Genomic DNA, 22,640 nt, shown 5'->3' with positions numbered 1-22,640 from the left:
GATGACCGTATTGCAACGCCTGATCCCCGTGGCCGGCGAGGCCTCCCAGTGGCGCCCGCGGCGGCGCCTGCAACGCTTGCTGGACCAGGCCGGGCCGCTGCTGCGCCGGCCGGGCTTCGTCGTGGCCCTGGTCCTGGTGCTGTTTACCCTGGCGGCCGCGCTCTGGCCCGGCCTGTTCACCCAGGTCGATCCCTACGCCACGCAGCCCTCGGCCAAACTGCTGCCACCGAGTGCCGCGCACTGGTTCGGCACCGACGAGCTGGGGCGCGACCTGTACACACGGGTGCTGTATGGCGCGCGCCTGTCGGTGGAGGCGGCGCTGCTCGCGGTCGGGCTGGCGCTGGTCAGCGGCCTGGGCCTAGGTATCGTCTCGGGCTTTATCGGCGGGCGCGTGGACGCGCTGATCATGCGCCTGGTGGATGTACTGCTGGCCCTGCCCGGCCTGCTGCTCGCGCTGGCCATCGTCACCGCGATCGGCTTCGGCACCATTCCGGTGGCGATCGCCGTGGGCGTCGGCATCATTCCCGGCTTCGCCCGCACCACCCGCGCCGAGGTGCTGCGGATCAAGACCCTGCCCTACGTCGAGGCCGCGCGCCTGGGCGGCGCAAGCTGGGGCCGGACCTTGCTGCGCCATGTGCTGCCCAATGCCTGGGGACCGGTGGCGGTGCTCGCGACCCTGGATATCGGCGCGGCGATCCTCGCCACCGCCGGCCTCAGCTTCCTCGGCTTCGGCGCCGCACCGCCCGCCGCCGAATGGGGCACGCTGATCGCCAACGGTCGCCACTTCCTCATCACCGCGCCCTGGGTGTCGCTGCTGCCGGGGCTGTTCCTGGTGCTGGTGGTGTTCAGCCTCAACCATATCGCCCGCACTTTCGAGGAGATCCAGCGATGAGCCGCCTGATCGATGTGCAGGACCTGCGGGTCAGTTACCACAGTGCCGGCCGCGTTACCGAGGCGGTGCGCGGCGTGAGCTTTCATCTGGACCCAGGGGAAACCCTGGCCATCGTCGGTGAGTCCGGTTCGGGCAAAACCACCATCGCCAGTGCCCTGCTCGGCCTGTTGCCGGCGACGGCACGGATCGATGGCGGGGTGCTGAAGGTTACCGATCACGACATCAGCCACGCCAGTGAGCGCAGCAAACAGCAACTGCGCGGCCGGGTGGTCGGGTTGGTGCCGCAGGACCCGATGGTCAGCCTCAACCCGACCCTGAGCATCGGCAAGCAGATCGCCGAGAGCCTGATCCTGCGCCATGGCAAACGCTATCCGGGCCTGGATGCGGATGTGCTGGAACTGCTCGAACAGGTCGGACTCGACAACCCGGCCCTGCGCGCGGCCCAGTATCCTCATGAACTGTCTGGCGGCATGCGCCAGCGCGTGCTGATCGCCATCGCCCTGGCCGGCGAGCCCCGGCTGATCATCGCCGACGAGCCCACCAGCGCCCTGGATGTCACGGTGCAGAAGCGCATCCTCGATCACCTGGAGCAACTGGTGAAAGCCCGCGGCATCGCCTTGGTGATCATCACCCATGACCTGGGTGTGGCGGCGGATCGTGCAGACCGGGTACTGGTGATGCGCCAGGGCGAGTTGGTGGAAAGCGGCGTCGCGAGCCAGGTGCTTTCAGCGCCCGGCCACAGCTACACCCGCGATCTACTGGCCGCCGCGCCGGCCTTTGGTGAAACGCCACGGCCGGTGCCGGTTTCAACCCTCGGCGCACAGCCGCTACTGGAGTTCGAAGGGGTCGGCAAGCGCTTCCAGCTACCGCACGGGCAGCACTTCCAGGCACTGCAGGACCTGAGCCTGGAGGTCTACCCGGGGCAGACGCTGGCCATCGTCGGCGAGTCGGGTTCGGGCAAGAGCACCAGCCTGCGGATTGCGCTCGGGCTGGAGCAACCCAGCTCGGGCCGTGTGCGTTTTGCCGGGCAGGATATCGGCGGCTTGAGCTGGAAGGCCTTCAGGCCGCTGCGCCAGCGCATGCAACTGGTGCAGCAGAATCCGTTCGCCGCGCTGGACCCGAAGTTCAGCATCTACCAAAGCGTGGTCGAGCCACTGGTGTCCTTCGGCCGGCTCAAGGGTCGCGAGCTGGAACAGGCGGCGCGGCGCCTGATGGAGCAGGTGCAGTTGCCGGCCAGCTACCTGGACCGCCTGCCCCGCGAGCTGTCCGGCGGCCAGCGCCAGCGCGTGGCCATTGCCCGGGCACTGGCCTTGAAGCCCGACCTGTTGCTGCTCGACGAGCCGGTGTCGGCGCTGGATGTCTCGGTGCAGGCGCAGATCCTCGACCTGCTGCGGGAATTGCAGGCGGAACTGGGCGTGGCTTACGTGCTGGTGTCCCATGACCTGGCGGTGGTCGCCAGCCTGGCGCACCAGGTGGTGGTACTGAAACAGGGACAGGTGGTGGAGCAAGGGGAGGCAGGTCGGGTGCTGGGGCAGCCGCAGGCCAGCTATACCCGGGAATTGCTGGAGGCGGTGCCTGGGCGGAGGTTGGCAGTAGCCTGATGCTCGGGTGTCCTCCAGGGCCTCATCGCTGGCAAGCCAGCTCCCGCAGGTTCGGCGGTGCACGCGGTCCGTGTGGGAGCTGGCTTGCCAGCGATGAGGCGCGCAAAACCAACAAAAATCCCGGCCAGATGACCGGGATTTTCATGTCTACACGAGGCTTATTTGATCACCCCACAAGCAAACCGAGCCGCCCCGCCACCCAGCGGTGCCGGATGATCCGAGTGGTTGTCCCCACCGGCATGAATCATCAGCGCATGCCCCTTCAGCTCGTCCAGCGTCTTGATCTTCGGTGCCAGCAGCGGCTGCGAAGCCTTGCCATCGGCGGTGACGATCAGGGCCGGCAGGTCGCCGAGATGGCCGTCATCCTCCCACGGGAAGCTGTGCTTGCCGGTGTTCTTCGGATCCCAGTGACCACCGGCGCCACCGGCCGGTACCGGCTTGCCATCGGCCTCGGTCGGCGCGCAGCTGGGGTTGGCATGCACGTGGAACCCATGCACGCCCGGCGCCACGCCGGTCAGTTCAGGGGTGAACACCGCGCCGTACGGGCTTTCGGTGATGGTGACGAAGCCGACGCTCTTGCCTTCGCCCTGGGCGGTGGCTTCCTTGAGTTCGACCTTGATCGAGTCGGCGGCCTGCACCGCGGCGCTGGCGCACAGGGCTACTGACAGAGCAATCCACTTTTTCATCGGGCACGTTCCTTTTCGCAGAAAAAATCGCTTGAGAGCTTAGACAAAATCCGGCGGGGAGTTCGAATGAAAATCACTCTCGGCAATATCAGGCAACACCTCTGGCGAACAGTTCCGCAGTTCGTAGGCGCGTGGCTTGTCGGAGCACCGAACCGCCGCGAAGGACCGCGCTAGCGGTCCCTGAGTGATGGCTGCGAGGTGTCCGTCTTAGAACCGCGTTATGGCCGCTAGGCGCACGCCGGGAGATCTTCAGCGCCCTTGAGATCGAGCGCCGCGCGGGCGGCGCTCGATCTCAAGGACGCCGGAAAAGTCATGACAAGCACCTGCCAGCCCTGATGCGATCGACTGACGGGCCTTCTTACCTCAAAAGATGTGTAGATACCCACACCTTCGCGGCGGTTCGGCGGCCCGACAAGCCACGCTCCCAATCCTGCGCAGAGCCGGCATCTGCGCCTCGCTCCTATGCGATCAGGCAGCAGCCTGCTTCAGCGCGCGCTGGTGCACGATCACACCGATCAGCGCCACGACGATCGCCGCGACACCGGTGGAAACCACCAGCACCTGATACTCCTCGACGAAGGCCATGGTCACCAGGCAGCCGACGATGAACACGATGCTCAGGTAGGTCAGCCACGGGAACAGCCACATCTTCAGGCGGATCTGCTTGCCTTCGGCTTCCAGCTTGCGGCGCATCTTCAGTTGCGAGCAGGCAATCACCAGGTAGACGAGCATGGCGATCATGCCGGTGGTGTTCATCAGGGTGTCCAGCACATCCTTCGGACGCAGGGCTTCGTTGAAGTTGATCAGGGCACAGATGATCGCGATCGAGCACGAGCCGATGATGGCGAAGACCGGTACGCCGGTGCCGGCGCGGGTCATCTTGAAGATCTTCGGCGCGTCGCCACGGGTGGCCAGGGAGAACAGCATGCGCGACGCGGTGTAGTGGGCCGAGATCAGGCAGCTGCTGACCGAGGTCAGGACCACGAAGTTCATCATGAACTCGGCGCCCGGGATACCCAGCAGTTCCAGGGTGCGGCGGTACGAGCCGTAGCCCGAGGTGCCCATCAGCGGGTCGTTCCACGGTACCAGGCAGACGATCAGGAAGATCGAGCCGATGTAGAACAGGCAGACGCGCCACACCACCGAGTTGGTGGCCTTGACGATCTGACCGGCCGGATCCTTGGACTCCGATGCGGCGATGGTCACGATTTCCGCACCGAGGAAAGCAAACATCGCACCGAGCATCGCCACCACCACGGACTCGATGCCGTTGGGCATGAAGCCGCCGTGGGCAGTGAGGTTGGCCATGCCGCTGACTTCACCGGTCGGCCACAGGTTCATCACCGCCGCGGTGCACACCACCAGGAAGCAGACGATGGCCACCACCTTGATCAGGGCGAACCAGAACTCGAACTCGCCGTAGTGCTTGACATTGAAGAAGTTCACGCAGATCAGCGCCAGGGTGGCCATCAACACGAATTCGTTGATGCTCACCGAAGGGAACCAGCCATGCAGGATCTTGCCGGCGACATAGGCTTCCCAGGCCATCAGGATCACCCAGTAGCCCCAGTACAGCCAGCCGATGGTGAAGCCCGCCCAGCGCCCGATGGCACGTTCGGCATAGGTGGAGAACGAGCCGGTGTCCGGCGAGGACGTCGCCATTTCACCGAGCATGCGCATGATCAGCACCACCAGGATGCCGCCGGCCAGGTAGGCCAGGACGGCGGCCGGGCCGGCGCTGTGGATCACGCTGCCGGAACCGACGAACAATGCCCCGCCGATCACCCCGGCGATCGACATCATGGTCAGGTGGCGCGATTTGAGCGAAGCCGCCAGCTTGCTCTCGTGCTCCGACTTCGCTGCCGAAGTCGATGTGGATGTTGCGTCCATCAGTGGTCTACCCCGTGTTTTTTTTATGCAAGGAAACTCGACAGGAGTGCGGCCTGAGGTCGCACCCCTTGTTGCATCAGCTGCTCTGATTCGACGTGCACGACGCTGCCCGAGCCGACGAACGGCTATGTGCTGGCAGTGTGTTGTCGTGCCCAGGCTCGTCCGCTAAGCCTGGAAAGTTACTGCGAAGACACTGCGCACCGGCCTTGCGGGCACGACGACAGCGAGAGAGACGCGGAGACTGAGCCCCGCCTCGGGAATTTGTGGTTCGACGAGCGGTTGTTCATGAAGCTTCACGGCTTTGATCTAGCGGTAACTGATACCTAATGTAAAAATGTCCGGCCTCAAGAGCCATGCACAGTGCCCACTGATTGTCACAGCACTGTACAGGTCGCCAATGCAATACAGCGCATGCGCGGCCGGCGTTACGCTCACCCGAAGGCACCGTTTTCCCATGTTCGAACTCCGCCCCGACGCCTCGCCTCCCCTGGTCAACCAGATCATCAACGGACTGCGCGACGCGATCGAGAACCAGACCCTCAAGCCAGGCGCCAAGGTGCCGTCGATCCGCGCCTTCGCCGCGAAATACTCGGTGAGTACCTTCACCGTGGTGGAAGCCTACGACCGCCTGGTGGCCCAGGGCCTGCTGGTCAGCCGTGGCACCGCCGGCTTCTTCGTCAACCGCGCCGCCGGCGACCTGCTGGAGGCCCAGGCCAGCGAACCGGACACGGCCAAGCCGGCGTTCAATTCCGAGTGGTACCTGCAACAGATCTTCGAAAGCCGCCAACTGGCGTTCAAGCCCGGCTGTGGCTGGCTGCCCAATGACTGGATGTTCGAGGACGGCCTGCGCCGCGGGCTGCGCCAGGTTGCCAGCAGCGTGCTGGAACTGAGCGGCTACGGCGACCCTATGGGCCTGGCCGAACTGCGCACCCTGACCGCGCAGAACCTGCAGCAGGACCTGCGCATCGTGGTGCCGCCAAACCAGCTGATGCTCACCCACGGTGCCAGCCAGGCCCTGGACCTGGCGGTACGCACCCTGGTGCGCCCGGGCGACGTGGTGCTGGTGGACGACCCGGGCTACCCCAACCTGATGAGCATCCTGCGCTTCCAGGGCGCGACCCTGGTGGGCGTGCCGCGCACGCCCAACGGCTACGACCTGGATCACCTGCAACGGCTGCTCGAGCAGTACCGGCCAAGCGTGTTCTTCACCCAGCCGCACCTGCACAGCCCGACCTGCACCCGTACCCCGCTGGTGCAACTGCACCGCCTGCTGCAACTGGCGACCCAGCACGACTTCCGCCTGGTGGAGAACAACCTCTACGCCGACATGATCGAGGAGCCCCTGCCCTGCCTGACCAGCCTCGACCAGCTGCAACAGGTGGTCTATGTCGGCAGCTACTCCAAGAGCATCTCGCCCAACGTGCGGGTCGGCTACATGCTGGCCAACCCGGAGCTGATGCAGCAATTGCTGCAACTGAAGATGCGCTCGGGCCTGACCACCTCCCAGGTGATGGAGCGCGTGGTCTATGCCGCGATCACCGACGGCCGCTGGCGCAAGCACCTCAAGCGCCTGCGCCAGCGCCTGGCCGAGGCGCACCAGGAGGTGGGCCGGCAACTGGCGCGGCTGGGCTTCGAGCGCTTCATCGACAGCGACGAAGGCATGTACATCTGGACCCGCCATCCGGCCATCCCGGACAGCGCCGCGCTGCTCGACGATGCCCTGGACCAGGGCATCATGCTCGGCCCCGGGCAGTTGTTCATGGTCGACAGCCAGGCCACCGGCTGGATGCGGTTCAACGTGGCGTTCAGCACCGATCCGGCGCTGTGGGAGCAACTGGAGAGGCTGCTGGTCAAGCATGTGCGGGCGGTGAAGGACCGCTGATCGTCTTTATCGGCAGCGGGGCAGAAAAAGGTCGAATGTTCGGCAAGGGAACCACTCGCTAGGATCGGCATATCCAAAAAGAAAGACAGAGGCCGGTTTCATGACAAGCGCGACATTCAAGGATCATTTCTCCAGCGGCTCGGCCGGCTATGCGGCCTACCGTCCGGGCTACCCGCTGGAGCTGATCGATGAGCTGACCAGCATCAGCCCCGGCACCGGCCGGGTGCTGGACTGCGGCTGCGGCACCGGGCAGTTGTCGGTGCTGCTGGCCGAACGTTTCGACGAAGTGGTAGCCACCGATGCCAGCGCCGCGCAGATCGCCGACGCCGAACCACGCGAGGGCGTGATCTACCGCACCGCCCTGGCCGAAGACAGCGGCCTGCCTGACGCCAGCGTTGACCTGGTGACCGTGGCCCAGGCCGCCCACTGGCTGGACCTCGACAAGTTCTACGCCGAAGCCCGGCGCATCGCCCGCCCCCAAGCGGCCATCGCCCTGATCACCTACGGCGTACTGCATCTGGAGGGTGAACTGGATCGTCATCTGCAGACGTTCTACTACCAGACCCTCGACCCCTATTGGCCGCCGGAGCGGCGCCATGTGGAAAGCGGCTACCGCGAGCTGCCGTTTCCCTTCGCCCCGATCGAAATACCGCCGCAAGTGATCGAGATGCACTGGACCCTGGCGCAACTGGTCGGCTACCTGAACACCTGGTCGGCGGTGAAGGCAGCGCAGCAGGCACAGGGGATCAACCCGGTGGATGTCCTGGCCCAGGCGCTGGGCGAGGAATGGGGTGATGCAACGACCCGGCGGCGGGTGACCTGGCCACTGACCGTTCGCGCCGGGCGCATCCACAATTATTAGCAGCGCTGCAAAGCCCCTGTGGGAGCTGGCTTGCCAGCGATTTGGCCAGATCTGACAACGGCTCTGCCAGTGCCGGACCCATCGCTGGCAAGCCAGCTCCCACAGGTTTTTCGGGCAGCCGCCAAAATGTGGACAAAATCCCCTCCCTCCCTACGGAACCATTTGCGCAGCGCAAGGATCGGAGTTCCAATCCGCCGCATACTGGCAATCCGCCAAACATTTTTCCAAGGGCAGTGCTACTGTCCACAAGCCGGCAGTTCATCCAACAGAACCGGCCCCATCCCAGGAGCGACACTCACATGGCAGCACTCAGTTCCAGCACGCTAGAAGCGATCCAGGCGCAGCGCACCCAGTTGCTCGCCGAGTGGACCCGGGACCTCGAGGATAAAGGCACCACCCGCAACCTGAAGGAACAGGAGCTGCAGCAACAAACCCAGGAATTCCTGCAGCTGCTGATCAGCAGCCTGCAAAGCAGGACCGGGGAGAACATCGGCACAGCCGGCTGGGACGAGATCCGCCTGTTCCTCGAAAAACTCTCCAACAGCCGCGCCCTGCTCGGCCATGACTCGCAACAGACGGCCTCGTTCATCTTCACCTTGAAGGGCCCGCTGTTCGCGCTTCTGCAAAAGCATTTCAGCGACGAACCGGCGACCCTGGCCGAACAGCTTTGGGTGGTCTCGGAACTGCTCGATGCCCTGGGCATGCATACCATCCGCACCTTCCAGCGCTCGCGCGAAGCGGTGATCAAGCGCCAGCAGGAAGAGCTGCTGGAACTCTCGACGCCGGTGGTCAAGCTGTGGGACGGCATCCTTGCCCTGCCAATGATTGGCACCCTTGACTCCCAGCGCACCCAGGTGGTGATGGAGTCGCTGTTGCAACGCATCGTCGATACCGGCGCGGAAATCGCCATCGTCGATATCACCGGCGTACCCACCGTGGACACCCTGGTCGCCCAGCACCTGCTCAAGACCGTGACCGCCATCCGCCTGATGGGCGCCGATTGCATCATCAGCGGGGTGCGTCCGCAGATCGCCCAGACCATCGTCCACCTCGGCCTCGACCTGCAAGGGGTGACCACCAAGGCCAACCTGGCCGACGCCCTCAAGCTGGCCTTGTCGCGCCTTGGCGTCAGCACCGTGAAAGCGGGCTGAGCCCATGGAACGTATCCCGATACTGCAAATGGGCGAGTACCTGCTGGTGACCATCCAGGTCGACATGCATGACCAGCTCGCCCTCAACCTCCAGGAAGACCTGGCCGAACGCATCAGCCGCACCTCGGCCAAGGGCGTGCTGATCGACATCTCGGCGCTGGACATGGTCGATTCCTTCATCGGCCGGATGATCGGCACCATTTCCGGACTTTCGCGGATCATGGACGCGCAGACCGTACTGGTGGGCATGCAGCCCTCGGTGGCGATCACCCTGGTCGAACTGGGCATGACCCTGCCGGGGGTCAGCACGGCGCTGAACGTGGAGCGCGGCATGCAGAAACTTCGCGACCGGGTGGAACGCTCATGAACCTGCGCAGCAGCGGTACCCAACCGGTACGCCTGGAACAGGACGTGGTCCTGGCCCGGCAGACCGCGCGCAAGCTGGCCACCGAATGCGGCATGCGCCTGATCGACCAGACCAAGCTGGTCACCGCGGTCAGCGAACTGGCACGCAACACCGTGGTCTACGGCGGTGGCGGCGATATGGACTGGCAGGTGCTGGAAGATATCGGTCGCGTCGGCCTGCGCCTGAGCTTCCGCGACCAGGGCCCGGGGATCCCCGACGTGCGCCTGGCCCTGACCGACGGCTGGACCTCCGGCGGCGGCCTCGGCCTGGGTCTCACCGGGGCCCGGCGCCTGGTGGACGAATTCGACCTGCAAACCGCGCCCGGCGAGGGCACCTGCGTGACGATCACCCGATGGACTTGAGCGTTGAAGGATCGCCGACCCTGGTGGTGGCGATCGAAGAAGATTCCCAGATCGGACATGCCCGGCGCACCGCGCAGAAGCTGGCAACGCAGCAAGGGCTGGACGAAAGCGATGCCGGGCGTGTCGCCCTGGTGACCACCGAGCTGGCCAGCAACCTGTTGAAGCATGCCGCCCGCGGCGAGTTGCACCTGCGCGCGCTGCCCCATCCCGAAGGCGCCGGCATCGAGGTGCTGGCCGTGGATCGTGGCGGCGGCTTCGATCGCTACACCTGCCTGACCGATGGCTATTCCACCCGGGGTACCCAGGGCATCGGCCTGGGCGCGGTGGAGCGCCAGGCCGATGTCTTCGATATGTATGCGGACCAACGCGGCACCGTGCTGCTGGCGCGCTTCTACCGCAACGGCGGCCCGGGCAAGCGCAAGCGCGACCTGCGCTTCGGCGTCAGCCATCATTCGCTGCTCGACGACCCGGCCTGCGGCGATACCTGGCAATTGGTGGTGCGCGGCGCGCAGATCAGCGCCCTGGTGCTGGACGGCCTCGGCCATGGCAGCGAGGCCGAGCAGGCCGCCCTCGCCGGCCGCGCCGCCTTTGCCCGCACGCCTTTCGCCGACCCCGAGCGCCTGGTTGCCGACATGCACGAAGCCATGCTCCACAGCCGTGGCGGCGCCGTGGGCATCGCCCAGTTCGACGGGGTACGGGACGACCTGCACTTCACCGGCATCGGCAATATCGCCGCCAGCCTGGTCGGCTCGGAGAAAAACCGCGGCCTGACCTCCCATCCAGGCATCGTCGGCGCCCAGTACCGCAAGGTGCAGACCTTCGACTACGCTGGCGTAACCGGCAGCCTGCTGATCCTGCACAGCGACGGCCTGCAATCACGCTGGAACCTGCGCGATTACCCCGGCCTGCTGCAGCGCCACCCGGCGGTGATCGCCACCGTGCTGCACCGTGATTTCAACCGTGGTCGCGACGACGTGACCGTTCTGGTGGTGGCCCTGGAGACCGTCGATGACTGACCTGTCCAACCTCAATGCCGAACAGCGCGCGCTGTTCGAGCGCCTGCAGGGCGAGGCCGATGCCTTGCGTGCCGAACTCGACGAAACCAACCAGGGCGTGCTGGCCCTGTACTCCGAGCTGGACACCCAGGCCGAACAACTGCGCCAGGCCTCGGACCTGAAAAGCCGTTTTCTCTCCTACATGAGCCACGAGTTCCGCACCCCGCTGGGCTCGATCCTGAGCATCACCAGCCTGCTCGCCGACGAGCTGGACGGCCCGCTGAGCCCCGAGCAGCACAAGCAGGTGGCCTTCGTCAGCACGGCCACCCGCGAACTCAGCGACATGGTCGACGACCTGCTCGACCTGGCCAAGATCGAAGCCGGGCGCATCACCATATCGCCGGGCTGGTTCGACATGCTCGACCTGTTCTCTGCCCTGCGCGGCATGTTCCGGCCGATCGTCAACAGCACCACTGTCGACTTGATCTTCGAAGAGCCCACCGGCCTGCCGCGGCTCTACACCGACGACAAGAAGCTCGCGCAGATCCTGCGCAACTTCATTTCCAACTCGCTGAAGTTCACCACCAGCGGTGAAGTACGGGTCTCGGCCAGCCTGGAAGGCAGCGACCGCATCCGCTTCGCGGTCAGCGACACCGGCATCGGCATCTCCCCGGAACTGCACGGTGCCCTGTTCGAGGACTTCTCCCAGGTCGATTCGCCCCTGCAGAAACGCCTGCGCGGCACCGGCCTCGGCCTGTCGCTGTGCAAGCGCTTCGCCGCGCTGCTCGGCGGCCAGGTCGGGCTGTGCAGCGAACCCGGGGTCGGCTCGACCTTCTTCGTTATCATCCCGCTGGCCATGGCCACGGAGGCCGTCGATGAAACGTAACCTGCGCCTGCTGATCGTCGATGACAACAGCGCCACCCGCTACGCCCTGCGCCGCCGCCTCGATCGCCAGGGCTACACGGTGCTGGAGGCCGGTACCGGGGGCGAAGGCCTGGCGCTGATCGAGAAGGAGCGCCTGGATGCGCTGATCCTCGACGTCAACCTGCCGGACATGAGCGGCTTCGATATCGTCCGCAGCCTGCGCGCCGACCCGCGCACCGCGCTGCTGCCGGTGATCCACGTGTCGGCGGCGTCGATCCAGACCGGCGACATCATCACCGGCCTCGACGCCGGCGCCGATGCCTACCTGATCCACCCGATCGATCCCGACGTGCTGCTCGCCACCCTGCGCACCCTGCTGCGGGTGCGCGACACGGAAAACGCCCTGCGTGAAAGCGAGGCGCGCTTTCGCGAGATCTTCGCCAATGTCTCGGCGCCCATCGCCGTGCTCGATGCCAGCCTCAACATCCATGAGTGCAACCACGCCTTCACCCAGTTGCTTGAGGGCACCAAGGCCCCGCAGACCCTGGATGCGGCGCTGGAGGACAACGACGCCTCGGTGGTCGGTGAACTGCGCCTGCGCCTGGCCGAAGGCGAGCGCTGGAAAGGCACCCTGAACATGCGGGTCAAGGGCGAACTGCGCGAGACCGAGTGGCAGATATCGCCGTACCGTGCGCCCGGCTCCAGCCTGGTGTTCGTCGAGGACGTCACCGAACACCGCCACCGCGAACGCTCGCACCGGGCCCAGTTGGACGATGCCAATATCCAGCTGGCCAAGGAAGTCGCCGAACGGGCACGCACCGAGGAGCAGTTGCTCCAGGCGCAGAAAATGGATGCCCTGGGCAAGCTCACCGGCGGCATCGCCCACGACTTCAACAACATGCTCACCGGGATCATCACCAGCCTCGAATTGATTCGCAAGCAGGCCGGCGCCCAAGCGTCGCCCAAGCTGCAGATCTACGCCGAGGCGGCGCTCAACTCGGCCACCAGCGCCGCCGCCCTGACCCACCGCCTGCTCGCCTTCGCCCGCCAGCAACCGCTGGACACCCGGCCGGTGGACATCAACGAGCATGTGCGTTCGCTGGAAGAACTGCTGATCCGCACCATCGGCGAACGCATCGTGCTCACGCTGGAACTGACCAACCAGCCGGCCATCGCCCTGGTCGACCCGGTGCAACTGGAAAGCGCGGTGCTCAACCTGGCGATCAACGCCCGCGATGCCCTGCCCCAGGGCGGGCATATCTGGATCAGCACCTACGCCGCCTATTCACGTGGCAATCCGAAAATGCAGGACGGCGCCTATGTCTCGCTGTCGGTGCGCGACGACGGCATCGGCATCGACCACAGCGTGGTCGACAAGGTCTTCGAACCCTTCTTCACCACCAAGCCGCTGGGCCAGGGCACCGGGTTGGGGCTATCGACCATCTACGGTTTCGCCCGCCAGTCCGGCGGCGATGCGCATATCCGCAGCGTCATCGGCCGTGGCACCGAAGTGACCCTGCTGCTGCCGGCCGGCAGCGACGTACCGGACCTGGCGCCGGAGCCGCAGGGCAGTGTCGATCCCCAGGGCCAGGGCGAACATATCCTGATCGTCGAGGACATGGCCTCGGTGCGCCTGTTCGTCAGCGAGGTGCTGCTGGACGCGGGCTATCGCTGCACCACGGTGGAAAGCATCGAACTGGCCCTGGAGCATCTGCAGCGCGACGCCTCCATCGACCTGCTGCTGACCGATGTCGGCCTGCCGCGCATGAGCGGGCGGGAACTGGCGGACGTGGCGCGCGGTTGGCGGGCAGGGTTGCCGGTGCTGTTCATGACCGGTTATGCGCAAACCGCCTTGAACCGCCAGGCCTTCCTCGCACCGGGGATGGACATGCTGTTCAAGCCGTTCCAGATCAGCGAGTTGCTGGAGAAGGTACGGCGCGCGCTGGAAGGTTGACGGGCATGCTGGCGTGGAAAAGCGGCCGAAATGCACCATTCGGAATCTGACCGATCAGTCACTAAACTCATCGACAACCCGCATTTCCGGGCACTTGCTCAGTACGCAACGCTATTTGGCCGGGTAAAAAACGCTGAAATAATCATTTGCAGTTTACCCACCCCGCAACTATGGTTCGAGCACCCGGCGCTCACAAGGAATTGGCACCCGCTGCCAGTGAGCCGCCAGCCACCACTCAGGGAAGATCACCATGGCGACTCGCGATTTCGTTCGAGCTGTGCGTCACGCTTTTCTCATGCTGGCCGTGCTCGCCGCCGTGGCGATCACCCCGGCCCGCGCCGCTCCCCAGGCGCTGCTGGCCGAGGCCCAGGCCGACATGAAGGCCCTCGACGCCGAGGTAAAACCGGGCATCCCGCACCGCCTCGACCTGGCCAATCCGCTGCATTACCGCTACATCACGGAAACCTTCAAGCGCGCCGGAAAAACCCCGGAGAATTCACCGCAACTGTTCCGCACCCTGGAAAACGGCCGCGACATCGCCACTGCCGCGCTGCAGAAAAACGCTACCCGCCCCAACCGGGCGCTGGCCGTCAATGCCGCCGCCAGCGACGGTATCCAGAACCTCAACTTCATCGCCACCTTCTCCCAGGACAACGGCACCGGCAGCAACCCGGCCAAGGCCCGGGCAACCCTCTCGGCCACCCAGCCGGGCTACCAGGCCACGGGCATTTCCTCGGTGGCGGGCGGCACCACCTCGACCTCCATCGTCATGGAGCTGTACGAAGTCGAGACCGGCAAGGTCTACGCCACCAAGTCCGGCAGCCAGTTCAGCCAGGGTACGGATTTCCGCGTGCAGGTCGAAGGCCAGGTGCCGGCCGCCGACGGCAACCCGACCACCCAGGCCAAGGGCCTGTTCTACTACTACCCGGCCAACGCCGGCCCGACCGATCCGCCGGTGGTCTACGTGCAGACCTTTCAGGACACCCTGAACCCCACCAGCGCCTGCCTCAACCAGCCCAACTACTGCGTACGCAACGCCAGCGGCAACTGCACCGGCAGCTACGAGACCAGTTGCACCAACACCAAGGCCAACACCACGCCGATCAAGCTGTGCTGGTACCGCGGCAGCCAGCAGGAATGCGATTACTGGAACTCCACCGCGCACCCGACCAATTTCGTCTTCCCGCTGTCGGGCTCGGCGACCTTCGCCAACACCGTGGTCTCGCCACCGGCCGGGGTCACCTCGATCTATATCCAGAACCCCGCCGGCGGCGGCTGCAACGTGTACTTCCAGCAAGGCACGGTGCTCGAACAGCAATACTGGACGGCCAATGGCCAGACCATCTCGTGGAACTACCCGGCCTCGGCCTTCCCCAACACCGGCAACTGCATCAACTACTACGACGGCACCGCCGCCAACCTGTGGGTCACCGCCTATGTCGCGCTCAACGGCAGCCAGGGCCAGGAACCACCGTTCGGCACCCTGAACTTCACCAGTGACCGCACCTACCTGGGTACGCCGGGGGTCAACATCATTCCGCCGCTGTACATCATGCAGGGCTGCCTGGCCGAGGGCACCGAGATCACCCTGGCCGACGGCAGCAAGCGCCCGGTCGAGGCCTTCACCGGCAAGAGCGGCGAGTCGGTGAAGAGTGCCGACGGCAAGACCAGCGAGGTACGCGGCACCACCCAGGGCACCGAGCCCCATCCGATGATCCGCATCAAGACCGATGCCGGCCATGACCTCCTGGTGACCCGCACCCACCCGATGATCCTTGCCAACGGCCTGCCCCTGCAGGCCCGCTACCTGCGGGTCGGCGACGAACTGGCCAGCCTGGAGGGCAAGGCCCGGGTCACCTTGCTGACCCTGGAAGACTACAAGGGCAAGGTGCACAACCTGCTGACCCAGCCCTACCCGACCTCCGGCACCTACTACGCCGGCGGCCTGCTCACCGGCGACGCCAACATGCAGCAGTCGCTGGCCTCGGTGGGCGAACGCACGCCGCTGCGCAGCCGCGCCGAAATCCGCGCCAGCCTGCCCAAGGAATGGCTGCAGGACTTCGACAACAGCCCCGACCCGTGACGCCAGCGGGGATGCGTCCGCGCGCATCCCCCGACGCCCCTCTTGTCCGGCTTTCTCTTCCCAGCCCTTCTTCCGGAGGCTCGCATGGCCGCCCACGCACAAGCGCAAAACAGCACCGACCCGGTTATCCAGTCCGCCATCTACGACGGCAATAGTGTGCGGGTAATCTGGACCCCGTCGAGCGATACCGGGGTCACCGGCTATATCATCCAGCTTGCCTGGCTGGGTGGCGGCGAGCCGGTGATCGCCCACCAAAGCCAGGTTTTCCAGGGCCAGAACACCGGGATCGGCAACCTGCCCCTGAGCCAGCCGCTGAATACCGATGTCGCCTGGCAGGTGGTGGTCCAGGCGCAGTGGGGCAGCAGTTCCGGGCAGAACAGCGCAGCGGTGCTGCTGCCAACGCTGGCGCCGACCCTGGACGAGGCGCTGTACGACGGCCATGCGCTGCAGGTGACCTGGCAACCTTCGTGGCAGGCGGCCGCCGGCTACGAGATCGTGGTTGTGTCACAGAGCATCGGCACTACCTACAACATTGCCGTCAGTGGTACCGGGACCCGTTCGGCAGTGGTGGATAACGCCCAGCTCGGCGGCGGCCTGGGCGACAACTCGGAATGGGTGGTGTACGTCGCTGCGGTCGGTGCCAGCAGTGCCAGCGCGCGTTCTGCCGCCGCGAGCTTCCCGCCCGCTTCGATGGTCCGTCCGGTGCTGGGCAAGACCAACCTGTACCGCGACGGCAATCGCATCATCGCGCGCTGGACCGGCAGCGGTGCCAGCCAGATCGTCGGCTACCGCCTGAGCGCCAGCGATGCGGCCAGTGGCACCCGCTACAGCGTCGAAGTGCCGGGGGCCAACGCCAACAACGCCACCCTCGCCCTGCCAGCGCCCCTGGCCGACAGCGCCAGCTTCCAGCTCTCGGTGACGGCGTTGACCGCCAGCGGCGCCGGCCTGGTCAGCCCCCTCGCCGCCATCGTCTCGACCCGCCCCGTGCTGACGGCAGCGGACTACAACGGCAGCGCCCTGAAGCTCGACTGGGTGATCCCCTACAACCCGGCGGTAACCGGTTACACCCTGCAGGCCCTGTCGCTGTCCAGCGGACAGAGCTTTTCCGCCACGGTCAGCAACGCCGGGGCCACCTCGGGCAGCATCCCCTTGGGTGCACCACTGGACACTGCCCAGGCCTGGGTGGCGCAGATCATCGCCAACAACGCCGGCGATGGCGTCGGGGCCGAGGGCGAACTGCTGCCGCTGATCACCGGCAGCGCCAGCTTCACCAGCCTGGTGGTCAGCGCCGATGGCGGCAGTCTCGATATCACCTGGCAAGCGCCGGCCTCGCTGACCAGCCCGGAGCTGACCACGGTCAGCCTGCTGCTCGACGGCACTGTCAGCAGCACCTTCGCGGTCAATGGCAATACCGCGCGCCTGGCCCTGCCGGTCAACGCCGCCGGTGCGGCGCTGAGCGTCGGCCTGGCACCCGCCAGGGGCGTGGTGCGCAACACCAGTACCAGCGCCCTCGGTGTCCCGCTGGGCATCCCGCAGATCAGCGGCTGGGATACCGATGCGGTGAGTGGCAGCGGCACCCTGAGCTGGGCCGCGCTGAGCGGCGCTCCCGGCTACCGCCTGAGCCTGCCCGGCGGCCAGCACCTGGACCTGACCGGCACCAGCACCACCCTCACTCCGGCGCAACTGGCCAGCGGTGGCAATCCGGCCCTGGTCACCCTGCGCAGCGCCGGAGTGGTCGATGGCTGCACCCTGGTCGGCCCGGCCAGTGCAGCGTTCGCCCTGGCCACGACGCCGGTGCGGGATGTGCGGGTGGAGTACGACGGCGCCACCCTCAGCGCCCGCTGGAGCGTCGTGAGCGACGGCCAGAGCTATCGGGTGTCGGTGCTGAAAACCGTGGACGGGACGACCTCGGTGGACCAGGCCTTCACCTCCAGCGCCGGGGCGCTCGAACAAAGCTGGGCCTACACCCCGGCCAACCCGGCGGCGGACCTGAGCGTGGTGGTCCAGGCCAACCAGCCGGTGCTCGGCATCGCCAATATCGGCCCGGCCAGCCAGGCCACGACCCTGTACCGCAGCGCCTTCATTCCCTCGGCACAGGCCGCCTCGACCAGCTTCCCGCACCTGATTCCGGCGGCGGCCCTGAGCACCGCCCTCAGCGGCACCGCACCCGCCACCGCGCTGACCCTGTACCTGCCGCAGATCGGCAAGACCGGCAGCCTCGCCAACCTGCCCATCAGCAATGGCCCGTTCACCCTGTCGGCCGCCTCGGGCAGCACCTACCCCTACAGCCTGGCGATCGCCTCCAGTGGCACCGATTCGCCCTGGACCTTCGACACCCAGCCCATCCGCAGCGGCCTGCTCAAGGCCTACGTGGCCTTCCTCCAGGCCCTGGAAAGTGCCGGCGCGGCGGCCTGGGGCATCATCGCCGTACAGGACGCCCTGGCCCGGGCCATGCCGCAGACCTTCGAGGAGTCGCTGTACTACGCCTTCGGCCTGTCGTTCCCGTCGCCCGATACCGGCGCCACGCTCGGCTCGGTGGACCTGCGCCCGGGAATGATCCTGCGGGTCGCCGCCAGCCCGTTCCAGACCATTTCCCAATCGACTTCGGATCTGAAATGGAGCAACGGCTACGTGACCGGACCGACCGTGGACTACCCGGTGGGACAGTTCGTCGACAGTTCCGGCGGTATCAGCACCGGCTGGGACTCGTTCATCGGCCAGCTGGTCAGCGGCGGCGCGCTGTCGGTCAACCCGCCCCCGTCCCATGACACCACCCAGCAGATGGGCGGGGTCGCCGATGCCGCCGACCTGTACTTCCCGGCCTTCGTCACACCGTTCTACCGCCTGTTCTCGCCCTCGGCACTGGCCAGTGCCAGCGACCCGGCGGTAACCACCACGACCAACAACTTCACCCTCGCCGCCGCCCCCAGCTTCACCGCCCTCAGCAGTGCCGGCAATGTGCCGGGCGGTAGCGTGCCGGTCGCCTATTTCCGCGGCCGCGTGGTGCCCAGGGCGTGCCTGCGGGTGACCCTCGATGGCACGCCGCTGGTGGTCCCGGTCGGCACCACCGTGGCCAACCTGCTGGCCCAGGCCGGACGCATGCCGGTGCCTGCATCGCTGCCGGTGCAGGGCGTGCAGCTGCTGCGTGGACTGGGCGCGGCGGTGCTGGCGGCAAACGCGCCACTGGGCACCACGGCCTGGCCGCTGCGCCTGGACTGGAGCGGGCTGGGCAATTACGGCCCGGGCTGGACGCAACTGTCCGTGCCGCTGCTGCCGGGTGACAGCGTCACCACCCGCCAGCCCTGACCCTTCACCGCCTCGCGACAGGGAGCCGTCATGAGCGTACCGGTGTTCGAGCAAGTCACGGCGGGCCTGTACCGCCTTTCCACCCTCGCCGAAAGCGGGCTGGAGGCGTATTGGGCAGGCTATCTGGCCAGCCCCGGCAGCGACCTTGGCGCCAGCGCCAGCCTGGCGCAGACCTGGGCCGACCTGGGCGGCGCCTACCTGTTCCTCGGCAGTGCGCCGGCCGATCCGGCGAGTTTCGTCAGCGACCTGCGTGCCCTGTGGCCGCGCCTGTCGCCCAGGGGCTGGCTGCGCCTGCTGTGGATCAGCAACCCGGCGGACCCGGCCAGCCAATGGCAGACCCGCGGCATCGACGCCCTGCCCGCCAGCGCCGGCGAACCGGCCGGGACCTGGCGCGTGGTCCGCGACTCGGCCTTCACCCTCGGCGATTACGCCGTGACCGTACGCGGTGCGACCCTGGTCGAGGCAGGCGGCGACAGCCTGCTGTTCGCCGCCAACGGCCTGGCCTTCAATGCCCCTGGCGGGATCTATGCGCCGATCGAGACGCAGTGCCCGCTGCCCCTGGCCGGCGCGCAGCTCGGCTGCCTGACCTTCGGCATCCGTGTCGGCAATGGCAGCAGCGACGACGCCGACGACATGCAGCGCCTCGGCGTCATGCTGCGCTACGGCGAGGCCGATGCCGACAGCCCGGTGGGCGAAGTCAGCATCATCGACATGCCGCTGTTCCGCCAACTGGATGCCACGCCCTTCGACCTGGCCCTGGCCTTCGATCCACTGAACCCGGAGTTGCCGCAGCGCAGTGCGCTGGCCTTCGTCACCGCCGCGGACCAGGCGCCGACCCTCGGCTTTGCCCAGCTCAGCAATACCGGGCATGCCACCCAGGCCACGCCCCGCGCCGGCAGCGGCGACCTGCCGGGGGCACGCCTGAGCTTCGGCCGCACCCCGCTGTTCGACGCACCCGATGCCGCCAGCGCCAGCCTGGTCTGGCACCTGGCGCCGGATGGCCTGTTCGACCTCGGCACGCCCCAGCAGGCGCGCAGTGGCGACGGCAACACCCGCCTGATCCTCGGTGTTTCCGGCACCGAGAGCGTAGTGCTGCCGCAAGATGGCACCTCGCTGCTGCTGTTCCAGGCCAATGGTGCGGCTTACCTGCCGCCCGCTGTCGAGGATGCCGGCGGCAGCACCCTGAACGCTATCGGCACCACCGCCTGGGCCACCGTGCTCTCCGATGGCGGCAATGGCCGCAGCTACGAAGCACAACCACCGCGCTCGCCGCTGTTCAATGCGGCGCGGGTACCGGTGGCGGGCTTCCTGGCCTACCTGAACATGAATGCCGCCACCTTGCCGACCCTGCAGGCCAGCCAGCAGAGCCCGCCAACGGTATGGCCCATGGGTGTGTACGGGCGCATCGCCGCCAGCGCCATCGACCAGGCCGCGCGCCTGGAGGATGCCGCCCTGGCGCCTACCCGGCGCACCCTGATCGGCCTGCCGCCACCGGACACACCGCGCATGGCCCCCACCGGCCGGCTGCGCCTGGGTGTCCAGGCCAACGCCGCGGATACCCCACCGCTGGGCGTTACCCCCAGCGGCCTGATCGCCGTGCTCGACCAGGCGCAATCCGCCTGGGCCGGGGTGCTGTTCGCCAACATGCCGCAATCGGATACCGGGCAACTGATCCTCACCGAGGTCAAGCCGCCGTTCCAGGGGGCCCTGCAATCCAACCAACTGTTCATGGTGGTGGCCGATGTCGAGACCTTCATGGACCAGGGCAGCTCGGTGGCCTACCAGTTGACCGCCGCCAACGCCATTCCGCGCCTGCTCGCCGCCGGAGTGCCGGCCGCCCAGGCCCAGGCGATCGACACGGCGCTGAAGGCCCTCGGCTACCCGGAGTTCCCCAACGAAGCCGCCTTCGATGCGGCAGTCGCAGCCAGCGCCGGCGATTACCTGGCCCAGGCCCAGGCAGCCGCAGGCCTGCTGCGCGCCGACATCGAAGGCTGGACCTTCCAGCTTTCACCGCGCAGTTGGCGCAGCGATGCCCTGACGCCGACCCTGATGCTGTTCAAATACTGCGGCCGGGCCATCACCGAGCTGGCGGCCGACACCGGCGCCTGGTCCTGGCCGGAAGTGGCGCAGGCCCCGGACGGAAGCCTGGCACCGACCCGGGCCGCCCTCGATGCGGTGATCGCCAAGGCGCGCCTGGCCGTGCTCGACCCCGACATCGGCGACGCCGACCCGCTGGTGCTGTTCTACCATGAGGTGCTGGACAACCCGCAGTGGAACGGCGTGCTGTTCCTCAATGCGCCGATCGACTTCCAGGACATGCCCTCGGCCCTGCGCTTCATGGCCGCCGGGGTCGATCGCTCACGCTTCTACGCCCACCACATCGGCTTCTCGCTGACGCCCTACACGCCGCGCGACGGTGTCATCGATCTGGGCCAGACCGCGGCATTCGGCCTGATCGACTACAACGACCCGGACGACCTGGTGGCCTCCACCACCATCCCTTTCGGCTACAAGACCCTGTCCATGCGCGTGCGCTTCGACAACGCACGGGTGGTGGACTTCTCCGCCGAAGCCGAGCTGATGGTCAACCGCCTGTTCGCCTCGTGGCTGGCCAAGGTCGATCGCGCCCGCGGCAACAACCTCATCCTTACCGGCAGCTACCAGCGTATCGGCGGCCAGCCCAGCTACTCGTTCAGCCTGCTCGGTGACAACGTGTTCCAGAGCAATGGCGCGGCGCTGTCCTCCATCGATATCCGCGACTGTCGCCTGGAAACCGCCGCTGCTCCGGTGGACGGCCTGCTCACGGCCAATTTCGTGTTGTCCGGGCGCCTCGGCTTCGTCGAGATCCCCGGGTTCGACCTGTTCGGCTATGGCGCCGGCGACCTGGTCAATGGCTACCTGAGCTTCCAGGGCCTGGTGGTGGCGATGTCCTTCGCCATGGAGGATCCGTCCGCGCAGCACTTCACCTCGGGCGAGGCCGGCGTGAGTTTCGACACCGGCCCCGGCGCCTCGCTGGCGCGGCCGGCGTCGCTGGTGGAGAACTTCCCGCTGCGTCTCGAAGGCCTGGTCGCCGCCCCCGACCTGGCCCCGGCCGGCCAGCCGCCGCAAGGGGCCACCCCGGAAAGCCTCGGCTTCAACTCGATCGGCGCACCGCTGGACCAGCAGCCGCTGGCCGCGCCCTGGTTCGGCCTGAGCCTGGCCCTGGACATGGGCACCCTCGGCGCCCTCAGCGGCGCCATCGGCCTGAAGATCACCCTGCTCGCCGCCTGGGGCCCGGAGCCGGTGGCCGGCGAGCCGCCGGTGTACCTCGGGATCAAGCTGGGCATGTCCAACGCCCTCAACGGCAGCCTGCCCTTGCAAGGCGTGCTCAAGCTGGGCTTTCGCAACTTCCTTTTCGAAACCTGGCGCGACAGCGACAACCGCCTCAACTACCTGCTGCGCATGCGCCGCTTCGCCCTCTCGGTGCTGGCCTGGAGCTTCCCGCCGGGCAATGCCGACCTGATGCTGTTCGGCGCGCCCGGCAGCCCGAAGACCTCGCTGGGCTGGTATGCGGCGTATCTCAAGGACGAGGACAAGAAGAAACAGCAACAGGCGTTGCTGGCGACCCCGGCACCGCGCCAGGTGGCACGGCGCACGCCGGATAGCAAGCGCCTCGCACGTTCCGGGCGGCGTACGCCGCCGGTTATCTGAACAGGACTCAAGGAC

15 protein-coding genes are annotated in these 22,640 nt (G+C 66.9%); 13 read left to right on the top strand and 2 right to left on the bottom strand.

The genetic code is table 11. From position 1 onward, the window contains the following. Position 1: 1 nt before the first annotated feature. Together ACKLLE_RS06075 and ACKLLE_RS06070 are read left to right on the top strand one after the other, a co-directional pair. Positions 2–892, top strand: a complete 891-nt coding sequence (locus ACKLLE_RS06075) for an ABC transporter permease (protein WP_009401264.1) — start codon at positions 2–4, stop codon at positions 890–892. After that, complete coding sequence (locus ACKLLE_RS06070; RefSeq protein ID WP_064303465.1) at positions 889–2,493, top strand: dipeptide ABC transporter ATP-binding protein; 1,605 nt, start codon at positions 889–891, stop codon at positions 2,491–2,493. The genes ACKLLE_RS06075 and ACKLLE_RS06070 overlap by 4 nt, the downstream gene beginning before the upstream one ends. Before the next feature lie 158 nt (positions 2,494–2,651). Here the strand turns inward: ACKLLE_RS06070 and sodC are convergent, their stop codons facing one another. Continuing rightward, the gene (sodC, locus tag ACKLLE_RS06065; protein ID WP_420057214.1) at positions 2,652–3,179 is read right to left on the bottom strand and encodes a superoxide dismutase [Cu-Zn] SodC; all 528 of its coding nucleotides are present in this window, start codon (positions 3,177–3,179) and stop codon (positions 2,652–2,654) included. 468 nt (positions 3,180–3,647) lie between these two features. After that, positions 3,648–5,069, bottom strand: coding sequence for an amino acid permease (locus ACKLLE_RS06060; protein WP_009401519.1), 1,422 nt, complete (start codon positions 5,067–5,069; stop codon positions 3,648–3,650). Between the two features lie 454 nt (positions 5,070–5,523). Between ACKLLE_RS06060 and ACKLLE_RS06055 the strand changes: the two genes are divergently transcribed. From ACKLLE_RS06055 to ACKLLE_RS06005, 11 genes are all read left to right on the top strand, one after another. Further along, positions 5,524–6,951, top strand: a complete 1,428-nt coding sequence (locus ACKLLE_RS06055; RefSeq protein ID WP_420057213.1) for an aminotransferase-like domain-containing protein — start codon at positions 5,524–5,526, stop codon at positions 6,949–6,951. Positions 6,952–7,051: 100 nt separating this feature from the next. Further along, positions 7,052–7,813, top strand: a complete 762-nt coding sequence (locus tag ACKLLE_RS06050) for a class I SAM-dependent methyltransferase (protein ID WP_420057212.1) — start codon at positions 7,052–7,054, stop codon at positions 7,811–7,813. Positions 7,814–8,112: 299 nt separating this feature from the next. Next, on the top strand, positions 8,113–8,964 hold the full coding sequence (locus ACKLLE_RS06045; RefSeq protein ID WP_064303461.1) for an STAS domain-containing protein: 852 nt from the start codon (positions 8,113–8,115) through the stop codon (positions 8,962–8,964). A 4-nt stretch (positions 8,965–8,968) separates the two neighbouring features. After that, a complete protein-coding gene (locus ACKLLE_RS06040; protein ID WP_009401527.1) occupies positions 8,969–9,331 on the top strand; it encodes an STAS domain-containing protein in 363 nt (120 codons plus the stop codon). Next, positions 9,328–9,732, top strand: a complete 405-nt coding sequence (locus ACKLLE_RS06035) for an anti-sigma regulatory factor (protein ID WP_009401528.1) — start codon at positions 9,328–9,330, stop codon at positions 9,730–9,732. The genes ACKLLE_RS06040 and ACKLLE_RS06035 overlap by 4 nt, the downstream gene beginning before the upstream one ends. Continuing rightward, positions 9,723–10,748, top strand: coding sequence for an ATP-binding protein (locus tag ACKLLE_RS06030; protein WP_420057211.1), 1,026 nt, complete (start codon positions 9,723–9,725; stop codon positions 10,746–10,748). The genes ACKLLE_RS06035 and ACKLLE_RS06030 overlap by 10 nt, the downstream gene beginning before the upstream one ends. Next, positions 10,741–11,613 carry a sensor histidine kinase gene (locus ACKLLE_RS06025; RefSeq protein ID WP_064303460.1) on the top strand — a complete coding sequence of 291 codons (873 nt, stop codon included), beginning with the start codon at positions 10,741–10,743 and terminating at the stop codon, positions 11,611–11,613. The genes ACKLLE_RS06030 and ACKLLE_RS06025 overlap by 8 nt, the downstream gene beginning before the upstream one ends. Further along, positions 11,603–13,546, top strand: a complete 1,944-nt coding sequence (locus ACKLLE_RS06020; RefSeq protein WP_420057210.1) for a response regulator — start codon at positions 11,603–11,605, stop codon at positions 13,544–13,546. The genes ACKLLE_RS06025 and ACKLLE_RS06020 overlap by 11 nt, the downstream gene beginning before the upstream one ends. Before the next feature lie 250 nt (positions 13,547–13,796). Next, complete coding sequence (locus ACKLLE_RS06015; RefSeq protein WP_420057209.1) at positions 13,797–15,629, top strand: Hint domain-containing protein; 1,833 nt, start codon at positions 13,797–13,799, stop codon at positions 15,627–15,629. Between the two features lie 84 nt (positions 15,630–15,713). Beyond that, positions 15,714–18,935: a hypothetical protein gene (locus tag ACKLLE_RS06010; RefSeq protein WP_420057207.1), complete on the top strand. Its 3,222-nt coding sequence runs from the start codon at positions 15,714–15,716 to the stop codon at positions 18,933–18,935. 30 nt (positions 18,936–18,965) lie between these two features. After that, on the top strand, positions 18,966–22,625 hold the full coding sequence (locus tag ACKLLE_RS06005) for a hemagglutinin protein (protein ID WP_420057206.1): 3,660 nt from the start codon (positions 18,966–18,968) through the stop codon (positions 22,623–22,625). The last annotated feature ends 15 nt before the right edge of the window (positions 22,626–22,640 follow it).

This window comes from Pseudomonas bharatica, from assembly GCF_048586865.1.
GTDB lineage: Bacteria > Pseudomonadota > Gammaproteobacteria > Pseudomonadales > Pseudomonadaceae > Aquipseudomonas > Aquipseudomonas bharatica.
Note: the sequence above shows the minus strand (reverse complement) of the source record. Positions and strands in the feature narration are given on the sequence as shown.